Annotated in this window: 16 protein-coding genes, 1 tRNA gene and 1 other RNA gene; 5 read left to right on the top strand and 13 right to left on the bottom strand. The window is 31.1% G+C overall.

Annotation, left to right across the window (positions count from 1 at the left end):
• Positions 1 to 167 precede the first annotated feature (167 nt).
• Both iorA and VK071_07910 read left to right on the top strand, forming a co-directional pair.
• Entirely contained in the window at positions 168 to 1943 is a 1776-nt protein-coding gene (iorA, locus tag VK071_07915; protein HLR35233.1) for an indolepyruvate ferredoxin oxidoreductase subunit alpha, read from the top strand.
• A 1-nt stretch (position 1944) separates the two neighbouring features.
• A complete protein-coding gene (locus tag VK071_07910) occupies positions 1945 to 2514 on the top strand; it encodes an indolepyruvate oxidoreductase subunit beta (GenBank protein HLR35232.1) in 570 nt (189 codons plus the stop codon).
• A gap of 155 nt (positions 2515 to 2669) precedes the next feature.
• On the opposite strand, the gene VK071_07905 is transcribed toward VK071_07910, so the two are convergent.
• The 4 genes from VK071_07905 to VK071_07890 all read right to left on the bottom strand — a co-directional run bounded on the left by VK071_07905 (position 2670) and on the right by VK071_07890 (position 6832).
• Positions 2670 to 4124, bottom strand: a complete 1455-nt coding sequence (locus tag VK071_07905) for a nicotinate phosphoribosyltransferase (protein ID HLR35231.1) — start codon at positions 4122 to 4124, stop codon at positions 2670 to 2672.
• Positions 4125 to 4254: 130 nt separating this feature from the next.
• Positions 4255 to 4515: a FeoC-like transcriptional regulator gene (locus tag VK071_07900; protein HLR35230.1), complete on the bottom strand. Its 261-nt coding sequence runs from the start codon at positions 4513 to 4515 to the stop codon at positions 4255 to 4257.
• A 13-nt stretch (positions 4516 to 4528) separates the two neighbouring features.
• Positions 4529 to 6544 carry a ferrous iron transport protein B gene (gene feoB, locus VK071_07895; protein ID HLR35229.1) on the bottom strand — a complete coding sequence of 672 codons (2016 nt, stop codon included), beginning with the start codon at positions 6542 to 6544 and terminating at the stop codon, positions 4529 to 4531.
• Between the two features lie 63 nt (positions 6545 to 6607).
• Complete coding sequence (locus VK071_07890; protein HLR35228.1) at positions 6608 to 6832, bottom strand: FeoA family protein; 225 nt, start codon at positions 6830 to 6832, stop codon at positions 6608 to 6610.
• A 491-nt stretch (positions 6833 to 7323) separates the two neighbouring features.
• Between VK071_07890 and VK071_07885 the strand changes: the two genes are divergently transcribed.
• Genes VK071_07885 through VK071_07875 form a run of 3 tightly spaced genes read left to right on the top strand, consistent with a single transcriptional unit; the run spans position 7324 to position 10208 of the window.
• Entirely contained in the window at positions 7324 to 9693 is a 2370-nt protein-coding gene (locus VK071_07885) for a heavy metal translocating P-type ATPase (GenBank protein HLR35227.1), read from the top strand.
• Positions 9694 to 9710: 17 nt separating this feature from the next.
• The gene (locus VK071_07880) at positions 9711 to 9917 is read left to right on the top strand and encodes a cation transporter (GenBank protein HLR35226.1); all 207 of its coding nucleotides are present in this window, start codon (positions 9711 to 9713) and stop codon (positions 9915 to 9917) included.
• Between the two features lie 27 nt (positions 9918 to 9944).
• A complete protein-coding gene (locus tag VK071_07875) occupies positions 9945 to 10208 on the top strand; it encodes a metal-sensing transcriptional repressor (protein ID HLR35225.1) in 264 nt (87 codons plus the stop codon).
• A gap of 86 nt (positions 10209 to 10294) precedes the next feature.
• On the opposite strand, the gene clpB is transcribed toward VK071_07875, so the two are convergent.
• The 9 genes from clpB to VK071_07830 form a co-directional block, all read right to left on the bottom strand.
• A complete protein-coding gene (gene clpB, locus VK071_07870) occupies positions 10295 to 12877 on the bottom strand; it encodes an ATP-dependent chaperone ClpB (GenBank protein HLR35224.1) in 2583 nt (860 codons plus the stop codon).
• Between the two features lie 12 nt (positions 12878 to 12889).
• The gene (locus VK071_07865) at positions 12890 to 13813 is read right to left on the bottom strand and encodes a DnaJ C-terminal domain-containing protein (GenBank protein HLR35223.1); all 924 of its coding nucleotides are present in this window, start codon (positions 13811 to 13813) and stop codon (positions 12890 to 12892) included.
• Between the two features lie 112 nt (positions 13814 to 13925).
• Entirely contained in the window at positions 13926 to 15491 is a 1566-nt protein-coding gene (locus VK071_07860; GenBank protein HLR35222.1) for an AarF/UbiB family protein, read from the bottom strand.
• 78 nt (positions 15492 to 15569) lie between these two features.
• The gene (locus VK071_07855) at positions 15570 to 15833 is read right to left on the bottom strand and encodes a hypothetical protein (protein ID HLR35221.1); all 264 of its coding nucleotides are present in this window, start codon (positions 15831 to 15833) and stop codon (positions 15570 to 15572) included.
• Between the two features lie 245 nt (positions 15834 to 16078).
• Positions 16079 to 16344, bottom strand: an RNA gene (gene ffs, locus VK071_07850) — signal recognition particle sRNA large type.
• Positions 16345 to 16356: 12 nt separating this feature from the next.
• Positions 16357 to 16447, bottom strand: a tRNA-Ser gene (locus VK071_07845).
• A 300-nt stretch (positions 16448 to 16747) separates the two neighbouring features.
• The gene (locus tag VK071_07840; GenBank protein HLR35220.1) at positions 16748 to 17860 is read right to left on the bottom strand and encodes a M20/M25/M40 family metallo-hydrolase; all 1113 of its coding nucleotides are present in this window, start codon (positions 17858 to 17860) and stop codon (positions 16748 to 16750) included.
• Between the two features lie 198 nt (positions 17861 to 18058).
• Entirely contained in the window at positions 18059 to 19609 is a 1551-nt protein-coding gene (locus tag VK071_07835) for an AbgT family transporter (GenBank protein ID HLR35219.1), read from the bottom strand.
• 144 nt (positions 19610 to 19753) lie between these two features.
• Positions 19754 to 20313 (bottom strand): DUF3394 domain-containing protein (locus VK071_07830; GenBank protein HLR35218.1); only part of this gene is annotated, 560 nt, incomplete at its 5' end.

Genomic DNA, 20313 nt, shown 5'->3' with positions numbered 1-20313 from the left:
GGGGGGTTTTTACTATACATTTATCCATAATTTTAGCAAATCTGTTAATTTTTATAATATGCTTTTCAGTGGTCTCGGACGGTCCTAAGTGACTCACTATGATTATTTAGTGTTCTTTGTTATAATATATTGTGTAGTTGTTAATATCAAAATAGGGGGGAAAGTGAATGAAGAAACTTTTAACTGGTAACGAAGCTATTGCTAGAGGCATATATGAATCAGGCTGTTTGGTAGCCAGTGCATATCCAGGAACTCCTAGTACTGAAATCCTGGAAAACGTTTCCCAATATAAAGAAATCTATTCAGAATGGGCTCCAAATGAAAAGGTTGCCTTAGAAGTAGGAAGTGGTGCTTCAATAGCAGGAGCAAGAACTGTAGTTACAATGAAACATGTTGGGTTAAATGTAGCGGCAGACCCAATGTTTACAATGGCCTATGAAGGGGTTAATGGAGGCTTAATAATAATAACTGCAGATGAACCTGGTATGCATAGTTCACAAAATGAACAAGATAATAGGTTGTATGCTCCACATGCAAAGGTAGCTATGGTAGAGCCATCGGATAGTGTAGAGTGTAAAGAATTTATAAATCATGCTTTTGAAATTAGTGAGGAATTTGATACGCCAGTATTGTTTAGGGTTACTACAAGGGTATGTCATAGTAAAGGAATAGTTGAATTATCTGAAAGAAAAGAAGTAGGTATTAAGGAATATGAAAAGAATATTAGAAAATATATAATGGTGCCAGCAAATTCAAAAGTAAAACATGTAGAAATAGAAGAAGAAAGAATTCCAAGAATGAGGGAGTATTCCAATAATACCCCATTAAATAGGATTGAATGGGGGGACAAGAGTATAGGAATTATTACTAGTGGTATTTCATATCTTCATGCAAAAGAAGTATTTGGAGAGAATGCATCTTATTTAAAAATAGGATTTAGCTACCCACTTCCAGATAAAATGATTAGAAAATTTGCAAAAGAAGTTGATAAATTATATGTGATTGAAGAAAATGAACCTTACTTAGAAAATTTTGTTAGAACTATAGGAATAGATTGTATAGGCAAAGATAAACTTCCTATATGTGGAGAGTTAAATCCAGCTATTTTAAGAGAAAATCTATTAGAAGAAGAAGAAAAGGAAACTTATGAAATAGATATAGAAACTCCATCTAGGCCACCAGCACTTTGTGCAGGCTGTCCTCATAGGGGAATATTTTATGAGGTAAGTAAATATAAAGATAGAATTATAACTACAAGTGATATTGGATGTTATACATTAGGAATGGCTCCACCATTAAATGTAGGAGATACAGTTATATGTATGGGAGCGGGTATATCTGCAGGATTAGGATTTGAAAAAGTAATAAAAATGGCTAATAGAGATCAAAAAGTATTTGGTTTCATTGGAGATTCAACATTCTTCCATTCAGGAATTACAGGGCTTATTGATGCAGTATATAATAATAGCAATATAGCTATTGTTATCCTTGATAATAGAATAACAGCAATGACTGGTCAACAAGAAAACCCGGGAACAGGAAAAACTGCTATGGGAGAACCAGCTCCAATAATTGATATAGAAAAAATAGTCCAAGCTGTAGGTATAAAAGATGAAAATATAAGGGTAGTTGATCCATATAAATTAGCAGAAACTAAAGCAGCAGTTAAAGATGCTTACGAATCTGACGATCCATTTGTAATAATAACAAAACAACCTTGTGCTTTAATTAAAGAAGTTCAAAGGTCAAGAAAAGATTTATATTGTGAAGTAAACCAAGACAAATGTACAAAATGTAAAACTTGCTTAAGAATTGGATGTCCTGCTATATTCTTTAGGGATAATGTAGTAAGTATAGATAAAAATCAATGTAATGGATGTACAGTATGCTTACAAGTGTGTCCATTTGATGCTATTGAATATCGTGGAGAGGCAGGGGATTAATATGGTTAAAAGTTTATTATTAGTAGGAGTAGGAGGTCAAGGAACAATCCTTGTATCTAAAATATTATCTCAAGGCTTATTAGAAGAAGGCTATGATGTTAAAATGTCTGAAATACATGGTATGTCTCAAAGAGGTGGTAGTGTAACTACTCAAATTAGATTTGGGGAAAAAGTTTACTCTCCTAATATAACTGAAGGCGAAGCAGATTTAATAATGGCTTTTGAAAAGGTAGAAGCTGCTAGATATATAGATCATCTTAAAAAGGATGGTATACTCGTAGTAAATAATGAAGAAATGTACCCATTACCCGTTCTATCAGGATTTGAAGAATATCCGGGAGAAGTTATAGAAAAGTTAGAAGAATCAGTAGATAATGTAAAAGTAATAGAAGCAAGAAAAACGGCAACAGAATTAGGGGAACCTAGATCCCAAAATATAGTCATGTTAGGAGCTATAGTTAAACATTTAGGGGTAGAAGACATAGACTGGATAAAACTTATAAAAGAAAATTTGCCTGAAAAGGTTCATAAAGTTAATATAGAGGCCTTTGAAAAAGGGCTATCAATGTAGTGAGTGAACCAGGACTGTCTTTTTTGATTCAGAAAGTGAATTAGTAGGTTGATAGAAGCATATTAAAAGAATGCAAGGAAAACTATAAAAAATAAGTACCCGAAAAAATGGCGAATAATAGTTATTTTTAACTATTATTCGCTATTTAATATATCTTATTTATTTTCTTTCAATAATTGGTCCTTAATATCCCATAATGGTTTAGATAGATCCACAAAATACTTATGAGGATTTTCAAAACGTAGAACTTCATCCCAAAGGGTATTTATTTGTTCGGTACAATAACTTCTAATTTTCTCAATAGATGGACTTTTATACATAGGTTCACCTTTTTCAAATATTGGAACCAATAATTTTTCTGCACGGAAATTAGTCAAAGTTTTTCTTTTCCATGTATATAATGGGTGAAATATTTCATAAGGTTTTGTATCATCTATTGGTTCATCAGCTAATGTTATTACATCTGCCATTGCCTTTCCAGAATCTCTATCAAATAGTCTGTAAACTTGCTTAAATCCAGGAGTAGTTATTTTCCCTACATTTTCGCTTACTTTTATCTTAGGTACTAATTCTCCATTTTCTTCACTAGCTACAAGCTTGTAAACACCACCAAATACCGGTTCAGATCTAGCAGTAATTAATCTTTCACCTACGCCAAAGGAATCAATTTTAGCTCCCTGATTTAAAAGATCTCTTATTACATATTCATCTAAACTACTAGAAGCTATTATAGGACAATCTTCAAATCCAGCCTCATCAAGCATCCTTCTTGCTTCTTTTGAAAGATAGCTCATATCTCCACTATCTAATCTTATACCTTTTGGTCTAAACCCTTCAGGTACGACGATTTCATTAAAAGTTTTAATAGCATTAGGTATACCAGATTTTAATACATTATAAGTATCTACTAATAGAACACAATTATCAGGATAATATTTAGCATAAGTTTTAAATGCTTCTAGTTCAGTTGGGAACATTTGAACCCAACTATGAGCCATAGTTCCTAAAGCAGGAATTTCAAAATCCCTATCGGCAATAGTACAAGCAGTTCCAACACAACCTCCTATGTAAGAAGCTCTAGCACCAAGTATAGCACCTTCATAACCTTGAGCTCTTCTAGAACCAAATTCCATAATAGGTCTACCTTTTGCTGCTCTAACTATTCTATTAGCTTTAGTAGCAATTAGACTTTGATGGTTAATTGTTAGTAATACCATAGTTTCAATCATTTGAGCTTGTATTACTGGGCCACGAACTATTACTATAGGTTCTTTAGGGAATATAGGAGTACCCTCTGGTACAGCCCATACATCACATTGAAATTCAAAATTTCTTAAATAATCTAAAAATTCTTCGCTAAAAATTCCTTTACTTCTAAAGTATTCAATATCTTCTTCTTCAAATCTTAAATTTTTTAGGTAGTCAATAAGTTGTTCTACTCCGGCCATTATTGCAAATCCGCCATCATCTGGGATGCTTCTAAAAAACATATCGAAACATGCAAAATGATCCTTCATACCATCTTCAAAGAAACCATTGGCCATTGTAAATTCATAGAAATCTGCAAGCATAGTTAAATTTTTCTTTTCCTTCCAATCTAAACCTGTCATTATAGAGTCTCCTTTTCATACTTGTTAATTAAATTATATTCTTTTAATGGGAAAACTTCAACATAGATAAAAAAAAGACAAACAAATCCTTTTAATATAAGGATGTCTGTCCTTCTTAAAATCTAATTTATTAGGTATTTTCTAAAAATTTTTTTCCTTTATCCGTAATAACCAATGCATTTATTGGGTTAAGGCTACAAGTTTTAATAGGACACCCTGTACATTTGAAATTACAACTACCTCCAATAATTTCATTTTCAATATAGCCCATATCCATTAAATGGTTTAATCCTTCATCAACCATATTTTCACTAGTATCTAGCTTATTAGCTAATATTTTTTTAGAATAAACCTTAGATTTATCTATTTCTTTTAAAAGCTCTTTTAGCACAATATCACCTCTATTAACTAAAACCTAAAAGTCCACCAATTTGATAAATTAATGTAGCGGAAACCCAGCCTATTAAGAATGTATATAAAGCTATAAATAAAGTCCATTTTACTGAATTAGTCTCTCTTTTTATTGTTCCTAAGGTTGCAGCACAAGGTGTATATAATAGGGTCATTACCATAAAAGAGATAGCACTAAGTGGTGTAAATGCTTGTTGTAAAGCAATTACAAGTTTTGTTCCATTGTCCACTCCAGCATGAACCATTCCTAAAGTAGCTACTACCGCTTCTTTTGCAACAATTCCAGCAAATAATCCTACAGATGCTTCCCAGTTACCAAAGCCCGCTGGCTTGAATATTGGTGAAACAAAGGTTCCGATTTTTCCTAATATACTTCCTTGACTATAAGGTTCTACGCCAAGGGGTAGAACAGCTAATATCCAAAGTATAGTAACTTCACCAAATATAATAGTCCCAGCTCTTTTAATGAAAGAAGATACTTTTTCCCAAGCATTACGCATAACCCCTTTAAAAGTAGGTATTCTATAAGGTGGAAGTTCCATTATAAAATAAGAAGGTTCGTCTTTAAATAAAGTTTTACTAAATAGTTTTCCCATAAGTAAAGCAATAATTATACCTAAAGCATAAATGGAGAATAATACTATTCCACCGTGTTCAGGGAAGAAAGCTGCAATAAACATTAAGTAAATAGGAAGTTTTGCTCCACAGGACATGAAAGGATTAATAAGAATGGCAATCATTCTATCCTTTTTATTTTCTAAGGTCCTAGTAGACATTATTCCTGGAACATTGCAACCAAATCCTACTAACATAGACACAAAGGTTTTTCCGTGCAGACCTAAAGCCCTCATAAGTCTATCCATAATATAAGCAGCTCGTGCCATGTAGCCACTGTCTTCTAATATTCCCATAAAAGTATATAAAACAAATATTAACGGGATAAATTCTAATACTGCCCCAACTCCTTGAAATAGGCCATCAGAAATAAAAGCAATTAGCCAAGCTGGAGCATTAACGTTTGTAAGGAATACTCCTATAAATTCTCCTAAACTTTCAATACCACCTGCAACGAATTCTCCTAACAAATCTTCTCCAATAGTAAAGGTTGCTTGAAACATAACAAACATTATAAGGGCAAAAATAGGGATACCAAGCCATTTATTAGTTAATACCTTATCAATCCTATCCGAAGTTGTTTCTTCAGTTGTATTAGGCTTTGAAACACTTTCTTTTATAATACTATTTATAAATTTATATCTACTATCTAAAATAGCAAGTTCTGGCTCTATTGAAGAATTAGTAATACTATCTACACTGTTTTTTATTAACTTTGAAAAGTTCTGATCCTTATCTATTCCTACAGTATTAAAGACATATTCGTCTCCTTCAAGTAATTTTATAGCTATCCAATCGGAAGGATATTTAGATGTAGAATATTTCTTTTCTAAATTATCTTTTAATACCTGTACTTCCCTATCAATATTGTTACCATAACTAATATTAGTCTTACAACTTTTTTCTACCTTAGTAATATGAATAGATTTTTGAATTAACTCCTCCATACCCTCTCCCTTAGAGGCTATAGTTTCAACTACAGGAGTTCCTAACTTCTTAGAAAGTTTATCAATATCTATATGGATATTATTTTTTTTTGCTTCATCCATCATATTTAATGCTACTATAACTTTTGCTCCCATTTCTAAAAGTTGAGTTGTTAAATAAAGATTTCTTTCAATATTTGTAGCATCAACCACATTAATAATTACATCGGGATTTTCTTTTAAAATAAAATCCCTTGCAACAACCTCATCTTCTGAATTGGCACCTAAGCTATAGGTTCCCGGTAAATCTACTATAATATATTCCTTACTATTATACTTTAATCTACCTTCTTTTTTCTCTACTGTTACCCCAGGCCAATTTCCAACATGCTGATTTGTACCAGTTAAAGCATTGAAAACCGTAGTTTTACCACTATTTGGGTTACCAGCTAAAGCAATAGTACTCAAAATTAATTCCCCCTTATTAGTTAATAACTTTCCTTAGCAAATTGCAAATTCAAATATCGAAGACTAAGGATTAACCATAATCTTTTTTGCCATACCTCGACCAATAGCTATTTTACTACCGTATAAGGAAACTATTAAAGGGCCTATATCATTTTTTATAACCCTTACTTCAGTTCCTTTATTAAATCCCATTTCGTGCAATCTTTTACGCACGTTTCTACCTCCATATATACTTTCTATATTGCCTTTCTCACCTTGGGAAAAGGTACTTAATGGGATACCATTCATAAAAATTCCTCCTTTACAAAGTTAATAATAAATATTATTTTCATAGGATATTATGGTATTGATAACAATTCTCAATATCATATATTATATAATAGTACATTTTACTTTAAAAATCAATAGTTACTTCTAAATTTGGATAATAATAATAAATGATTGATAAAATCAAGAAATAAATAATAAAGTCAGAAATAGATAATAATAAATAATGCACTAATTTTAAACATAAGGCTTATTAAATCATTGTATATAAATCAATTATAGGGATTTAGAAGCAAGAGGAACTTAAACTTGTATTATAGATTCATGAATTTTATTCTTTGATTTACAGAAATTAAAAAATAGAATAAAAAAATATAATTGAATACTTTACAAAAAAGAAAGATAATGTTATACTATTATTACATCCCACATGGGGTGGGGTAATTAAACTTTTTAAAAAATATAAAAGTGCATAAACATTTAAGTATAGAAACATAGAAAGGGGATGCAATATGTCTATTAAAAAGAGTAATATAGATGTTTTAGGAATGACTTGTGCCGCTTGTTCAACGAGAGTGGAAAAAGCTCTTCAAAAAAAAGAAGGAATTAAATCAGCGGTGGTTAACCTTGTTGGACAGAAGGTTACAGTTGAATATAACTCTGAAAATATTACTATAAAAGATATAGTAGAAACAATAGATAAAACTGGTTATGAAGTTCCACAGGAAAAGGTAGTTTTATTAATAGAAGGAATGACTTGTTCAGCTTGCTCATCTAGGGTAGAAAAAGCTTTAAATAAAGTAGATGGGGTAGAAAAGGCTAATGTAAACTTAGCTACTAATAAAGCAAATATAAATGTCTATGGTGGAAGTATAGAAGCTGATGAGTTAGTAAAAGTAGTGGAAAACACAGGCTATAATGCAGAAATAGAAATTAAACCTGATATAGATAGAGAAAAAGAGGCTAGGGAGAAAGAAATAAAATCCCTGAAAACATCTTTTATTATATCGGCTATTCTTAGTATACCCCTATTTTCAGCTATGTTTTTCCACATGGCTGGGGTGGAAAATATTCTTACTAATGGGTATTTTCAATTAGCATTAGCTACACCAGTTCAATTTATTATAGGTTATAGATTTTACAAAGGTGCTTTTAATTCTTTAAGAGGTGGAGGGGCCAATATGGATGTATTAGTATCTATGGGTACCTCTGCAGCTTATTTTTACAGTATATATAATCTAATAAAAGGGGTAAATGAATATTATTTTGAAGCTTCAGCAGTAATTATTACATTAATATTACTAGGTAAAACATTTGAAGCAGTAGCTAAGGGAAAAACTTCTGAAGCAATTAAAAATTTAATGGGGTTACAACCTAAGACAGCAAGAGTAATAGTAGATGGAGTAGAAAAAGATATTCCTATAGAGGAAGTTGAAGTTGAAAATATAATAGTAGTTAGACCAGGAGAAAGAGTACCTGTTGATGGAATAATAGTTGAAGGAAATTCAGCTATAGATGAATCTATGATTACTGGTGAAAGTATTCCTGTAGAAAAGAAATCTGGGGATGAAGTAATAGGCGCCACTATAAATAAATTTGGGACCTTTAAATTTAAAGCAACTAAAATAGGTAAAGATACTGCTTTATCTCAAATTATAAAACTTGTAGAAGATGCTCAAGGTTCTAAAGCACCAGTTCAAAGGTTAGCAGATAAAATATCTGGGATCTTTGTACCAGTAGTTGTAATTATAGCAGCTATAACTTTTCTGCTATGGTATTTCATAGGTGGAGATTTTTCAAAAGCTTTAATTAATGCAGTATCGGTATTAGTTATTGCTTGTCCATGTGCTCTTGGATTAGCTACACCCACAGCTATAATGGTAGGTACAGGAAAAGGTGCTGAAAATGGAGTATTAATAAAAAGTGGTGAACATTTGGAAAGAGCTCATGAAATGGATACTATAGTATTAGATAAAACAGGAACTATTACTAAAGGTGAACCAGAGGTCACAGATATTATAGCTTTCGAAGAAAAAGAAGAAGAAGTTCTCAGACTAGCTGCATCTGGAGAACAAACCTCAGAACATCCATTAGGTCAGGCAATAGTAGAAAAAGCAAAAGAAGAAGGTATAGAATTAGTAGAGGGAGAAATGTTTACTGCTATACCTGGAAGAGGTATTAAAACAATAATAGAAGAGAAAGAAATTTATATAGGTAATAGGAGACTTATGTATGAAGTAGGGGTTTCTATAGAAGAAATAGAAGAAGAGCTTTTAGGGTTAGAGGAAGAAGGTAAAACTGCTATGATATTATCTATAGATAGAAAAGTATCTGGAATAATTGGAGTAGCAGATAAGCTAAAAGAAAATTCTAAAGAAGCTATTAAAGAAATGAAAGAAATGGGTCTTGATATATATATGATTACAGGTGATAATGAAAGGACAGCAAAAGCTATAGGAAAAGAAGTAGGTATTACAAATGTATTAGCAGAAGTTCTTCCTGAACATAAAGCAAAGGTAATTGAAGAAATTAAAGAAGAAGGAAAGATGGTAGGCATGGTGGGAGATGGAATTAATGACGCACCAGCATTAGCAGCATCTGACGTAGGTTTTGCTATAGGTACTGGAACAGATGTGGCTATGGAGGCAGCAGATATTACTTTGATGAAAGGAGATTTAAGGGGAATAGTTACAGCAATTAGGTTAAGTCATAGAACTATGAGAACTATAAAACAGAATTTATTCTGGGCCTTCGCATACAATAGTGCAGGAATACCTTTTGCAGCACTAGGATTTTTAAATCCAATGGTAGCAGGAGCAGCTATGGCTTTCTCATCAGTTTCTGTAGTAACTAATTCCTTAAGATTAAAGAGATTTAAATAAAGAAAGGAGAAAATTACATGAAAAAAACTATTACAATTGAAGGAATGTCCTGTGGACATTGTGTAGCAGCTGTTGAAAAAGCTTTAAAGGAATTAGATAATATATCAAAAGTAGATGTAAATTTGGAAAATAAAAAAGCTCAAGTTGAAGGAGTAAATTTAAATGATTCAGTATTAAAAAAAGTTATAGATGAAGCTGGCTATGAAGTAGTAGAAATTAGGTGATTTGAAATGAGTGAGGAAAAGGTCAGAATGAATGAGGAAAGAAAAAAGGCTTTAAACTTATTAAAGACTGCCAGGGGCCAAATAGATGGTATTATTAAGATGATAGAAGATGATAGATATTGTGTGGATATATCTAAACAAATTTTATCTTCTATAGGCTTATTAAAAAAGGCAAATACAAATATGTTAGATCAACATATTAGAAATTGTGTACAAGATGCAGTTCTTCATGGTGAAGGTGAAGAAAAGATAGATGAGGTTATAAATATTATAGATAGATATATGAAATAAAGAATGTGGATAAGTAAATATATAATATTATAAAATGTGGATAAAATAAATAAAATCTCTTCTATATATATAGAAGAGATTTTATATTATATTTTAAATATTAAGTCATCATTGTTCACATCAACTATTACTTTATCTTTATCTACAATATTACCTTTAATAAGATTTCTACCTAATTTAGTTTCTAAGTTGTTTTGTAAAAATCGCTTTACAGGTCTTGCCCCATACTGTATGGAGTAGGCTCTATTTAATATGAAATCTTTAGCTTCATCTGTAAGATTAATTGTAATTTCTCTATTTTTTAATCTTTCTTCTAACTCCTTTATCTGTAAATCTATTATTTTATATATTTCTTCTTTTTGTAAAGGTTTAAACATTACAATTTCATCTATACGATTTAAAAACTCAGGACGGAAAGTTCTTAGCATCTCTTCTCTTACTTTTTCTTTTGTTGTTTCTCGTATATTTCCATCTTTCTCTATACCTTCAAGTAAATAATTAGACCCTAAATTAGAAGTCATAATTATGACTGTATGTCTAAAATCTACAGTTCTACCTTGGTTGTCAGTAAGTCTTCCATCATCTAAAACTTGAAGTAAAATGTTAAAGACATCGCTATGAGCCTTTTCTATTTCATCAAATAGTATTACAGAATAAGGTCTTCTTCTAACTGCTTCTGTTAATTGGCCTCCTTCATCGTAACCTACATATCCTGGGGGAGCTCCTATAAGTCTTGATACAGAAAATTTCTCCATATATTCACTCATATCAATTCTTATCATATTTCTTTCATCATCAAATAAAGCTTCGGTTAAAGTTTTTGCTAATTCAGTTTTTCCCACTCCAGTGGGACCTAAGAATATGAAAGACCCTACTGGTCTATCCAAAGGTTTAAGACCAGCTCTTGCACGTATTACCGCATCTGAAACGGATTTTACAGCTTCTTTCTGCCCTATAACTCTTTTGTGAAGGGTTTTGTCTAAGTGAAGAAGTTTCTCTCTTTCACTTTCTACAAGCTTTGTAACAGGAATACCAGTCCATTTTGAAACTACCTGTGCTATTTCTTCTTCTGTTACTTCTTCTTTAAGCATTCTATCTTCTTCATTTAATAATTTTGAATCTTCCAGTTGTTTTTTTAAAGAAGGTAATTTTCCATATTTTAGTTCAGACAATTTTTCTAAATCATAATTCCTTTCAGCTTCTTCTATTTCTCTTTTTACTATATCTATATTTTCTTTTATTTCCTTAACACCTTTAATATTTTTCTTTTCTTTTTCCCATTGAGCTTTTTTAATATTAAATGTTTCTTTATAGTCTGCAAGCTCTTTTTTTAGTTTTTCTAATCTTTTAATAGAAGCTTCATCAGTTTCTTTTTTCAATGCTTCTCTCTCAATTTCTAATTGCATTATTTTTCTTCTTATTTCATCTAATTCTACTGGCATACTATCTATTTCAGTCCTGATAATAGCTGATGCTTCATCCATTAGATCTATAGCTTTATCTGGTAAAAATCTATCGCTAATATATTTATCTGATAAAGTAGCACAAGCTATTACAGCACTGTCTGAAATACGAATTCCGTGATGAATTTCGTATTTTTCCTTTATTCCCCTTAGTATAGCAACAGTATTTTCTACATCAGGTTCGGTTACTAACACTTTTTGAAATCGTCTTTCTAGTGCTGTATCTTTTTCAATATATTGTCTATATTCATCTAATGTAGTAGCACCTATGCAATGTAATTCACCTCTTGCTAACATGGGCTTTAATATATTAGAGGCATCCATAGAACCTTCTGTTTTTCCTGCCCCAACTATATTATGGATTTCATCTATGAACATAATAATTTGTCCATCAGATTTTTCAATTTCTTTAAGAACGGCTTTAAGTCTTTCTTCAAATTCTCCTCTATATTTAGCACCTGCAATTAATGCACTCATGTCTAGAGAAAAAATAGTTTTATCCTTTAATCCCTCCGGAACATCACCATTTATTATTCGTTGAGCTAATCCTTCTGCTATAGCAGTTTTTCCTACTCCCGGTTCACCAATGAGAACAGGATTATTTTTTGTTCTTCTAGAAAGTATTCTTATAACATTTCTAATTTCTTCATCTCTCCCTATAACTGGATCAATTTTTCCTTTCCTAGTATCTTCTACTAGATTTTTACCAAATTTTTTTAATGGATTATAGATAGCTTCTGGATTATCATTAGTTATAGTTTGACTACCCCTTATATTATCTAAAGCCTTTAAAAATCTCTTTAAAGTTATATTGTATTTTTTAAATATCTTTTCTGATTTAATGCCTTTCTCTTTAAGTAAAGCAATATATAAATGTTCCACACTTACAAATGTATCGCCAAACTTTTTTGCTTCTTCTTCTGATTTTAAAAGTATTTTTGTATATATCCTATTACTATATAATGAACTGGAACCACTTCCACTTTGTTTGGGAATTTTGTCGATCTCTTTTTCGACATCTTTTCTAATAGATTCTACATTTTCGCCTAAATAATTTATAAGTTTAGGGATTAAACCATTTTCTTGTTGAAGTAAGGCTAAATGGAGATGTATTTCTTCAAGTTGAGGATTTTCATGTAATATAGCTAATTCTTGAGAATTTTGGACAACTTCTTGACTTTTTTGAGTAAATTTATTAAAATTCATTTTTCATCCTCCTTATCTTGAATTATAAGTAGAAATATCGCTTAATTTCTTATATAGTTTTTCCTCATCTTTAGTTAATGTAGGTGGATTAACTATATTTATTTTAATGTATAAGTGTCCTTTATTGCCCTTAATATCTCTATATCCTTTTTTAGGGATTCTAATTTTTTTACCACCTTGTATTTTTTTAGGTATATTTACTTTAACTTTACCTGATAGAGTATCTACTAATACTTTAGTTCCAAAATAGGCCTCCCATGGCAGTAAATCAACCTTAAGGGTTAAGTCTAAACCTTCTAATTGAAAGTTATTATATTGATTAATTTTTACTTCTAAATATATGTTTCCACTTAAACCTACTTTATTGCCATTTATTTTAATCTTTTTACCTGGAAGTATTCCTTTTGGGATCTTAACAGATATAGTTTTAATTTCATGTCCTACATTAAGAGAAACATTTTTAGTAGTTCCATTATAAGCTTCTTTTAATGTGACAAATATTTTACTTTCATAGTTTTGTTTTGGTTTTTCATGGGTAAAATTTTTTTTATTACCAAAAATATTGTCAGATCCAAAATTACTATTACCGAAGAACATATTAAAAAAGTCGCTAAAATCACCAAAACCTTCTTCATTATTATAGGTATAGGTGAAACCTTTTCTAAAATTGTCGAAACCAAAATCAGAAGGATCAAAATGTTGGCCATTAGTAAAGTTTGTTCCTTGACCAAAGGTGTCATAACGACGTCTTTTTTCTTCATCACCGAGAACTTCATAAGCCTCATTTATATCTTTTAATTTTTCTTGAGCTTGTGAATCATTAGGGTTTAAATCTGGGTGGTATTTTTTAGCTAGTTTTCTATATGCATTTTTTATATCTTTTTTAGAGGCATTTTTATCTACTCCTAGAACCTCATAATAATCTTTAAATTTCATATTTTCACCTTCCTTTAGAGGATTGTCAGCCTTGACCTTCTTTGACCTTTACTATGATTATATATTTATTTTGCAAAAAATCAATGAATTATGTTTTCAATGGAAGATGGTCTTATAACTTTCCGGATTTCAATATAGATATTAATAACCAAAAGCCTGCAATAGCAGCGCCTAAATATCCAACTAATCCTATAATGGATATTCCATAAATTTTAATTCCTGTATCTACATTCATAGCAAGAGAAGAGCTGACTACTAATGCTGCTACTATTATAGCAAAGATTAGCCTATTAACCATTTTATTTAATTCATTAATGCTTTTTTCCATATTTTTTACCTGTAGATTTAGTTTAAATCGTCCATCTATAGTTTGATCTATAAGGTCTAATAGTTTTGTGGGAATATCTAAATTAGCTTTAACAATAGTGTGAATATATTTAATTCCCTCTATTAAACTTATATCTGAAAACTTTTGTTCTATTAAATGATTTTGAACATAAGGTAGGGCTACATCCATTATACTTATTTCTTTATCAAGTTTTATTACAACCCCTTGTATAGTCATTAATCCTTTGAACAAAAGTGTTACATCCTTTGGCATATGTATATTATTATTTTTGCATATTTGAAAAACTTCTTCTATCATTTCTGGCAAATCAAAATTGTAAATAGATTGTTCTACATATTCATCATACATAATTTCTATATCAGAATGAAGTGCGTCTATATCTATAGGGCCTTTTTTTATGCCTATCTTTAAAATTGTCTTAGTCATTTTATTATAGTCTTTTAAGGCTATAGCTTCCATAAATGCGTTGAAATTATCTTTTAGGTTGGGCTCTAAAGTACCCATTAGCCCAAAGTCTAAAAAACTAATTTTGTTGTTTTGAATTATAAGGTTTCCTGGATGGGGGTCAGCATGGAAAAAACCATCTTCAAGTATTTGTTTTATATAGCTATAAATTAGTTTTTTAGCCATATCCTTAAGATCGTATCCTTCAAGCTTCAGTTTTTCTATCTGATCTATTTTTGTTCCTTTAATATAATCCATTACTATTATTTTTTCAGTACAATAATCTTTGTAAACTTTTGGTGAAGTAACAGATTTTACATTTCTATTATTTTCATTAAAAAGAATTATATTTTCCATTTCATTTAAAAAATCCAATTCTCTTTCTACAGCCATATGTAGTTCATCTATTGCTTCTTCTACATCAATAAAGTCTCCAGGAGTGGTGAACTTTATAAAGGGGGCAAGTCGTTTTAGGATATTAATATCTGCTATCATTCTTTCTTTTACAAAAGGCCGTTGAACTTTTATTACTACTTGTTCACCTGTTATTAATTTTGTAAAATAAACTTCAGCTAAGGATGCTGAAGCTATAGGCTCTTTCTTAAAGTCAAGAAATATTTCTTCTAGTTCGACCTCTAGCTCTTCTTCAATGATTTTTTTCATTACATTAAAATCTTCTGGTGTAACATTGTCCTGAAGATTTTCTAGTTCTAAAATATATGGTGTAGAAATTATATCTGGTCTGGTAGAAAGAATTTGTCCCAACTTTATAAAAGTAGGTCCTAGATCTTCCAAGGCTAACCTGAAACTCTTAGGGTCCCCTATTCCATTTTTCAAGCCATACTTTACAGATACGGCAATTATTTCTTTTAATCTTTTTTTCATATAATTAGTCTCCATAGCTAAAAAAATACCTTGATTTAAATCAAGGTATTTTCTACCCTCCTATATTAGTTATTTATTCTAATTCTTTTCTAATACATCTAGCCTAGCTTTAATATCCTTGATATCCATTGTAATATTATCTAGAGTTTGAGGGTTTAGATTTGCTTTTTCTTGTTCACTTTTGTCTAATACTTTTTTTAATTCTTCATTTAATTCTTTACCTTGATTAACAGTAATCTCACCTTTTTGCACTAAAGTTTCTATCATTTCCGATGATTTTTCATAAGTATAAGTTAGACTACCTATTCCGGCTAATATAAGATTTTTTAAATTAACATCCATGATTTTTCCCTCCTATCTTATTCTATGTTAAGATATTTACTAATAAACCTTTGATGTCATTTAATCCTTTTAAAACTCCAACTGGATCTTTTTAAGATTGGCAAAATTCTTTATTAAGTAATCTAATTCTTTATTACCCCACTTTACTAATGAATATACCCTATATTTATCTCTTCTATCCAAGAACTTTTAAGAAAGATAATAATAAAAACTATGGGAATTCCCATAGTTTTATTGTTATGTAGCCATGCACCTAACTTGGACTTTTTACCCTAAGCGTTACCTAAACAGTTAGCTCGAACCAGGCACTCCCACGGCACACGAAAGGGTTCATTTACCGCTGCTTCCTCCCGGATCTGGCGGGGTTCATGAATTTCCGTTGCGCAGGACCCAATTGTCAACACCACTTATTTAGGGCAGACCTTAAAATAAAAAAGCCGAGGCTAGGAATTCAATCCTGCTATAGCGGTTTGCAGGTTACAGGGCACCGCTACCTCCCCATCTAGCACGGCAAAGTTTCTTATGGCGGAGAGAGTGGGATTCGAACCCACGAGACGAGTGTTCGTCTACCCGCTTTCCAGGCGAGCACCTTCAACCAACTCGGTCATCTCTCCAAATAATTTTTCATTGTAGTATATACCTAGGTTACAGTTTTATATTATATACAAATTTAGTTACTATGTCAATGGGAAAATAAATTTAACATAATTTCATTAATTTTCAACCTATGACCATATATTCTAAAAACATTGTAAGTTACTACTTAAGAAGTTTACGATATAAAAAATAAGAAAGTTTTTAAAGAATATTTTTAGTTTTTTATATAGGATATAGAATAATAGATTTAAACTTTACTAAATCTATTATTCTATATTAATCATTAAATATTAGAGTGTTCATTACTAGTATTTAGTTTAAGCATAAGTCTTAATTATTTCTAGTGCTAGTTTTGCTGAGTTTTCTAAATCTTTTATATGAAGATGTTCTTCTACAGTATGAGGATTTTTTTCACCAATACCTAAATTTACTGCTGTAATTCCATTGGCATTTAATATATTTGTATCGCTACCACCACCAGATTTAGTAGTATAAGGCTTTAGCCCCAAGTTTTCACAGGCTTTTTTAACTTTTTTAACTATATCATGTTCTGCATCTACTTTAAAGGCACCATAAGAATTTTTAACTTCAAATTCAACTTCTCCACCAAATTTTTCTGCAGCATCTTTACAACATGTAACCATATGATCGGTTTGTTTTTCCAATTTATCATCTTGTAAACTTCGTGCTTCGGCTTCTATATTTACCTCTTTAGTAACTATATTAGTTACTTCGCCACCAGATATACAACCAACATTTGCAGTAGTTTCTTTATCAATTCTAAGTAAATTCATATTGCTAATAGCTTCACTTGCTATTTGAATTGCACTAACGCCTTCTTCCGGAGCAACTCCTGCATGAGCTTCTTTTCCTATGAATTTAACGTTTATTTTATTTTGGGCTGGGCCTTCTACAATTATTTCCCCAGGGCTTCCACCACTATCTAGTACAAAACCTAGCTGAGCATTAATTTTACTATAGTCTAGATTTTTAGAGCCATAAAGTCCACCTTCTTCATATATTGTAAAGGCAATCTCTATATCACCATGGGGGATATTTTTTTCTTTTATAACCTGTAAAGCTTCCATAATTGAGGCTATACCGGCTTTATCATCTCCACCTAAGATGGTAGTACCATCACTATATATTATTCCATCTTTAATTTGTGGCTTTATACCGACTCCTGGTGAAACAGTATCCATATGGGAACTGAACAAAATAGTTTCTCCTTCAGTAGTGCCTTTTAGCTTTCCTATTAAATTTCCAGAATCACTGCCTACCTTTTCACCAGCATCATCCATAATTACTTCTAACCCTATTTCCTCCATTTCATTTTTTAAAAAGTTGGCAAATTCTCTTTCATTCTTTGTAGGGCTGTCTATTTGAACATACTCTAAAAAACGATTTAACAATCTTTCTTTATTTATCATAAAATTCCCCTTTCTATATTTTATAAAAGTAGCTCCTATTATTTATAATTATACTATATATAATAGTTAATCCAATTTATTTATTACTTATGTAAAATATAGCGAATAGATATTATAAAAAACTATCTATCCGCTGTTAATTATATTACTATACTAAAATAGGTTTTATCATTATATTTTAGTATAGTAATTATTTATTTACATATGAATATAAGCTCCAGGACCTAGTGGAAGTTTTAATACATACCAAAGTATCATTAGAACAGTCCAACCGAATAAGAATACCATTGAATAAGGAAGCATTGTAGATATAAGTGTTCCAATTCCACTATCCTCATCATATCTTTTTGCAAATACTACAATCATCGCGAAATAACTCATAAGTGGTGTTATAATATTTGTTGTTGAATCTCCTATTCTATATGCAACTTGTGTTAACTCTGGAGTAAGTCCTAATTTCATCATCATAGGCACAAATATTGGAGCCATAATAGCCCACTTTGCTGATGCAGAGCCTATAAATAGATTTAAGAACGCTGATACCAAAATAAAGGCTATTATAAGTGGCAATCCAGTAAAGCCTATACTTTCTAGTAATTCAGCACCTTTTACTGAAAGAATTGTTCCTAAATTTGTATAAGTGAAATAGCTTACAAATTGTGCAGCAAAGAATACTAATACTAAGAATCCAGCCATACTTTCCATTCCACTAGTCATTCCAGCTGCAATATCATTACTGTTTTTAATTTTCCCTGTTGTTTTACCATAAACGATACCTGGAATTAGGAATAGTAATAATATTAGTGAAAGGAAACCATTATTTAAAAACTCATTTAATGTCATTTTACCTGTAGCTTCATCCAACGTCCTAAACAATGCGTTTTTAGGAAACATTAAAAATGCAAACAAAACTACAATTACTAAAAGTGCAATACCAGCATTTTTAAGAGCTTTATTTTCTAAAGGAGTTATCTCAGCTTTATCTGGCATGTAATCACCAGTATAAGGTCCAAGATTTTTCTCAACTATTTTTTCAGTTACAATAGTACCTAAAATTGTTAATAAAACTGTGGAAGCCATCATAAAGTACCAGTTTGCTGTAGGAGTAATACTATAATCTAATCCAGCACTTTTTAATGCTTCATTAGTAATACCAGCAAGTAATGGATCAGTAGATCCTATAACAAGGTTAGCAGAGAATCCAGCAGATACTCCTGCAAAAGCTGCCGCCAATCCTGCAATAGGATGCCGACCTGCACCTGCAAATACAATAGCCCCTAAAGGTATAACAACAACATAACCAGCATCTGATGCTATGTTAGACATTATACCTGCGAAAACTACGACAGCTGTTAATATTTTAGGATTAACACCTATTAATAATTTTTTTAATGAAGTTTCAATTAGTCCAGACCATTCAGCTAAACCAACTCCTATCATAACAACCAAGACAGTACCTAACGGTGCAAAGCCTATAAAATTATCAACAGCACTATTAAACATGTAACGTAGGCCGTCGGCGTTTAAAAGGGAGACTGCTTTTGTAGTTACTTCTGCTCCTTCTCTAGCGTCAAAATAGGTAACAGGCTCACCAACGGCTGCAACTATTGCAGACACAACAATGACAATCAAACTTAATATTACGAAAATCATAGCTGTATGTGGTAATGCATTACCAACTTTTTCAACGTTCTTTAAAAACCCTTTTGTTTCATTTTTATTCTGGTTTGGAACGTTTTCCCTCGACATTTCTTCTCTCCTCCTCTTTTAATATATGTTATATGAAAGTATAATATATATATTATATACGGAGTAGAGAAGAAATGTCAATTAACTGAAAATATCCAATATTATTATAATTCAGGATAACGTCTAAAACTTTTCAAATCGTGATTAAACAGCTTCTGATTTTTTCATTCTAAAGTTTTGCATGCTATAAGTAGAAATTAAAACTATGATGCCAAAAGCATCTGTCATAAGTCCTGGTTTTAATAGGGAAAGGGCTGCTATAAGCAATAATATTCTTTCGTATGCTTTACAGTTAGTTTTTAAATATCCTTCTACTGCAGACGCTAAACATAGTATACCTATAATAGCAGATAAAATTACAGGTAATGCACTAATAAAAGGAATAAAAGTAATATCTGTTCCACTTACTTCTTTTACTAGTATTAAAGAAGGATCATAAGCAAATATATAAGGTACTATAAAGGCAGCCAACGACAATTTAACAGCTTGTAATCCAGTTTTCATAGCATTGGCTCCAGCAATACCAGCTCCTGCATAGGCAGCTAAAGCAACGGGAGGTGTTATATCTGCAACTACTCCAAAATATAGAATAAAAAGATGGGCAGACATTAAGTTAACATCTAATTTTAACAAAGCTGGTACAGCCATTGTAGCTAGAACAATATATTTTGCCGTTGTAGGTAAACCCATTCCAAGAATAATTG

The sequence above is a fragment of the Tissierellales bacterium genome (genome assembly GCA_035301805.1).
GTDB lineage: Bacteria > Bacillota > Clostridia > Tissierellales > DATGTQ01 > DATGTQ01.
Note: the sequence above shows the minus strand (reverse complement) of the source record. Positions and strands in the feature narration are given on the sequence as shown.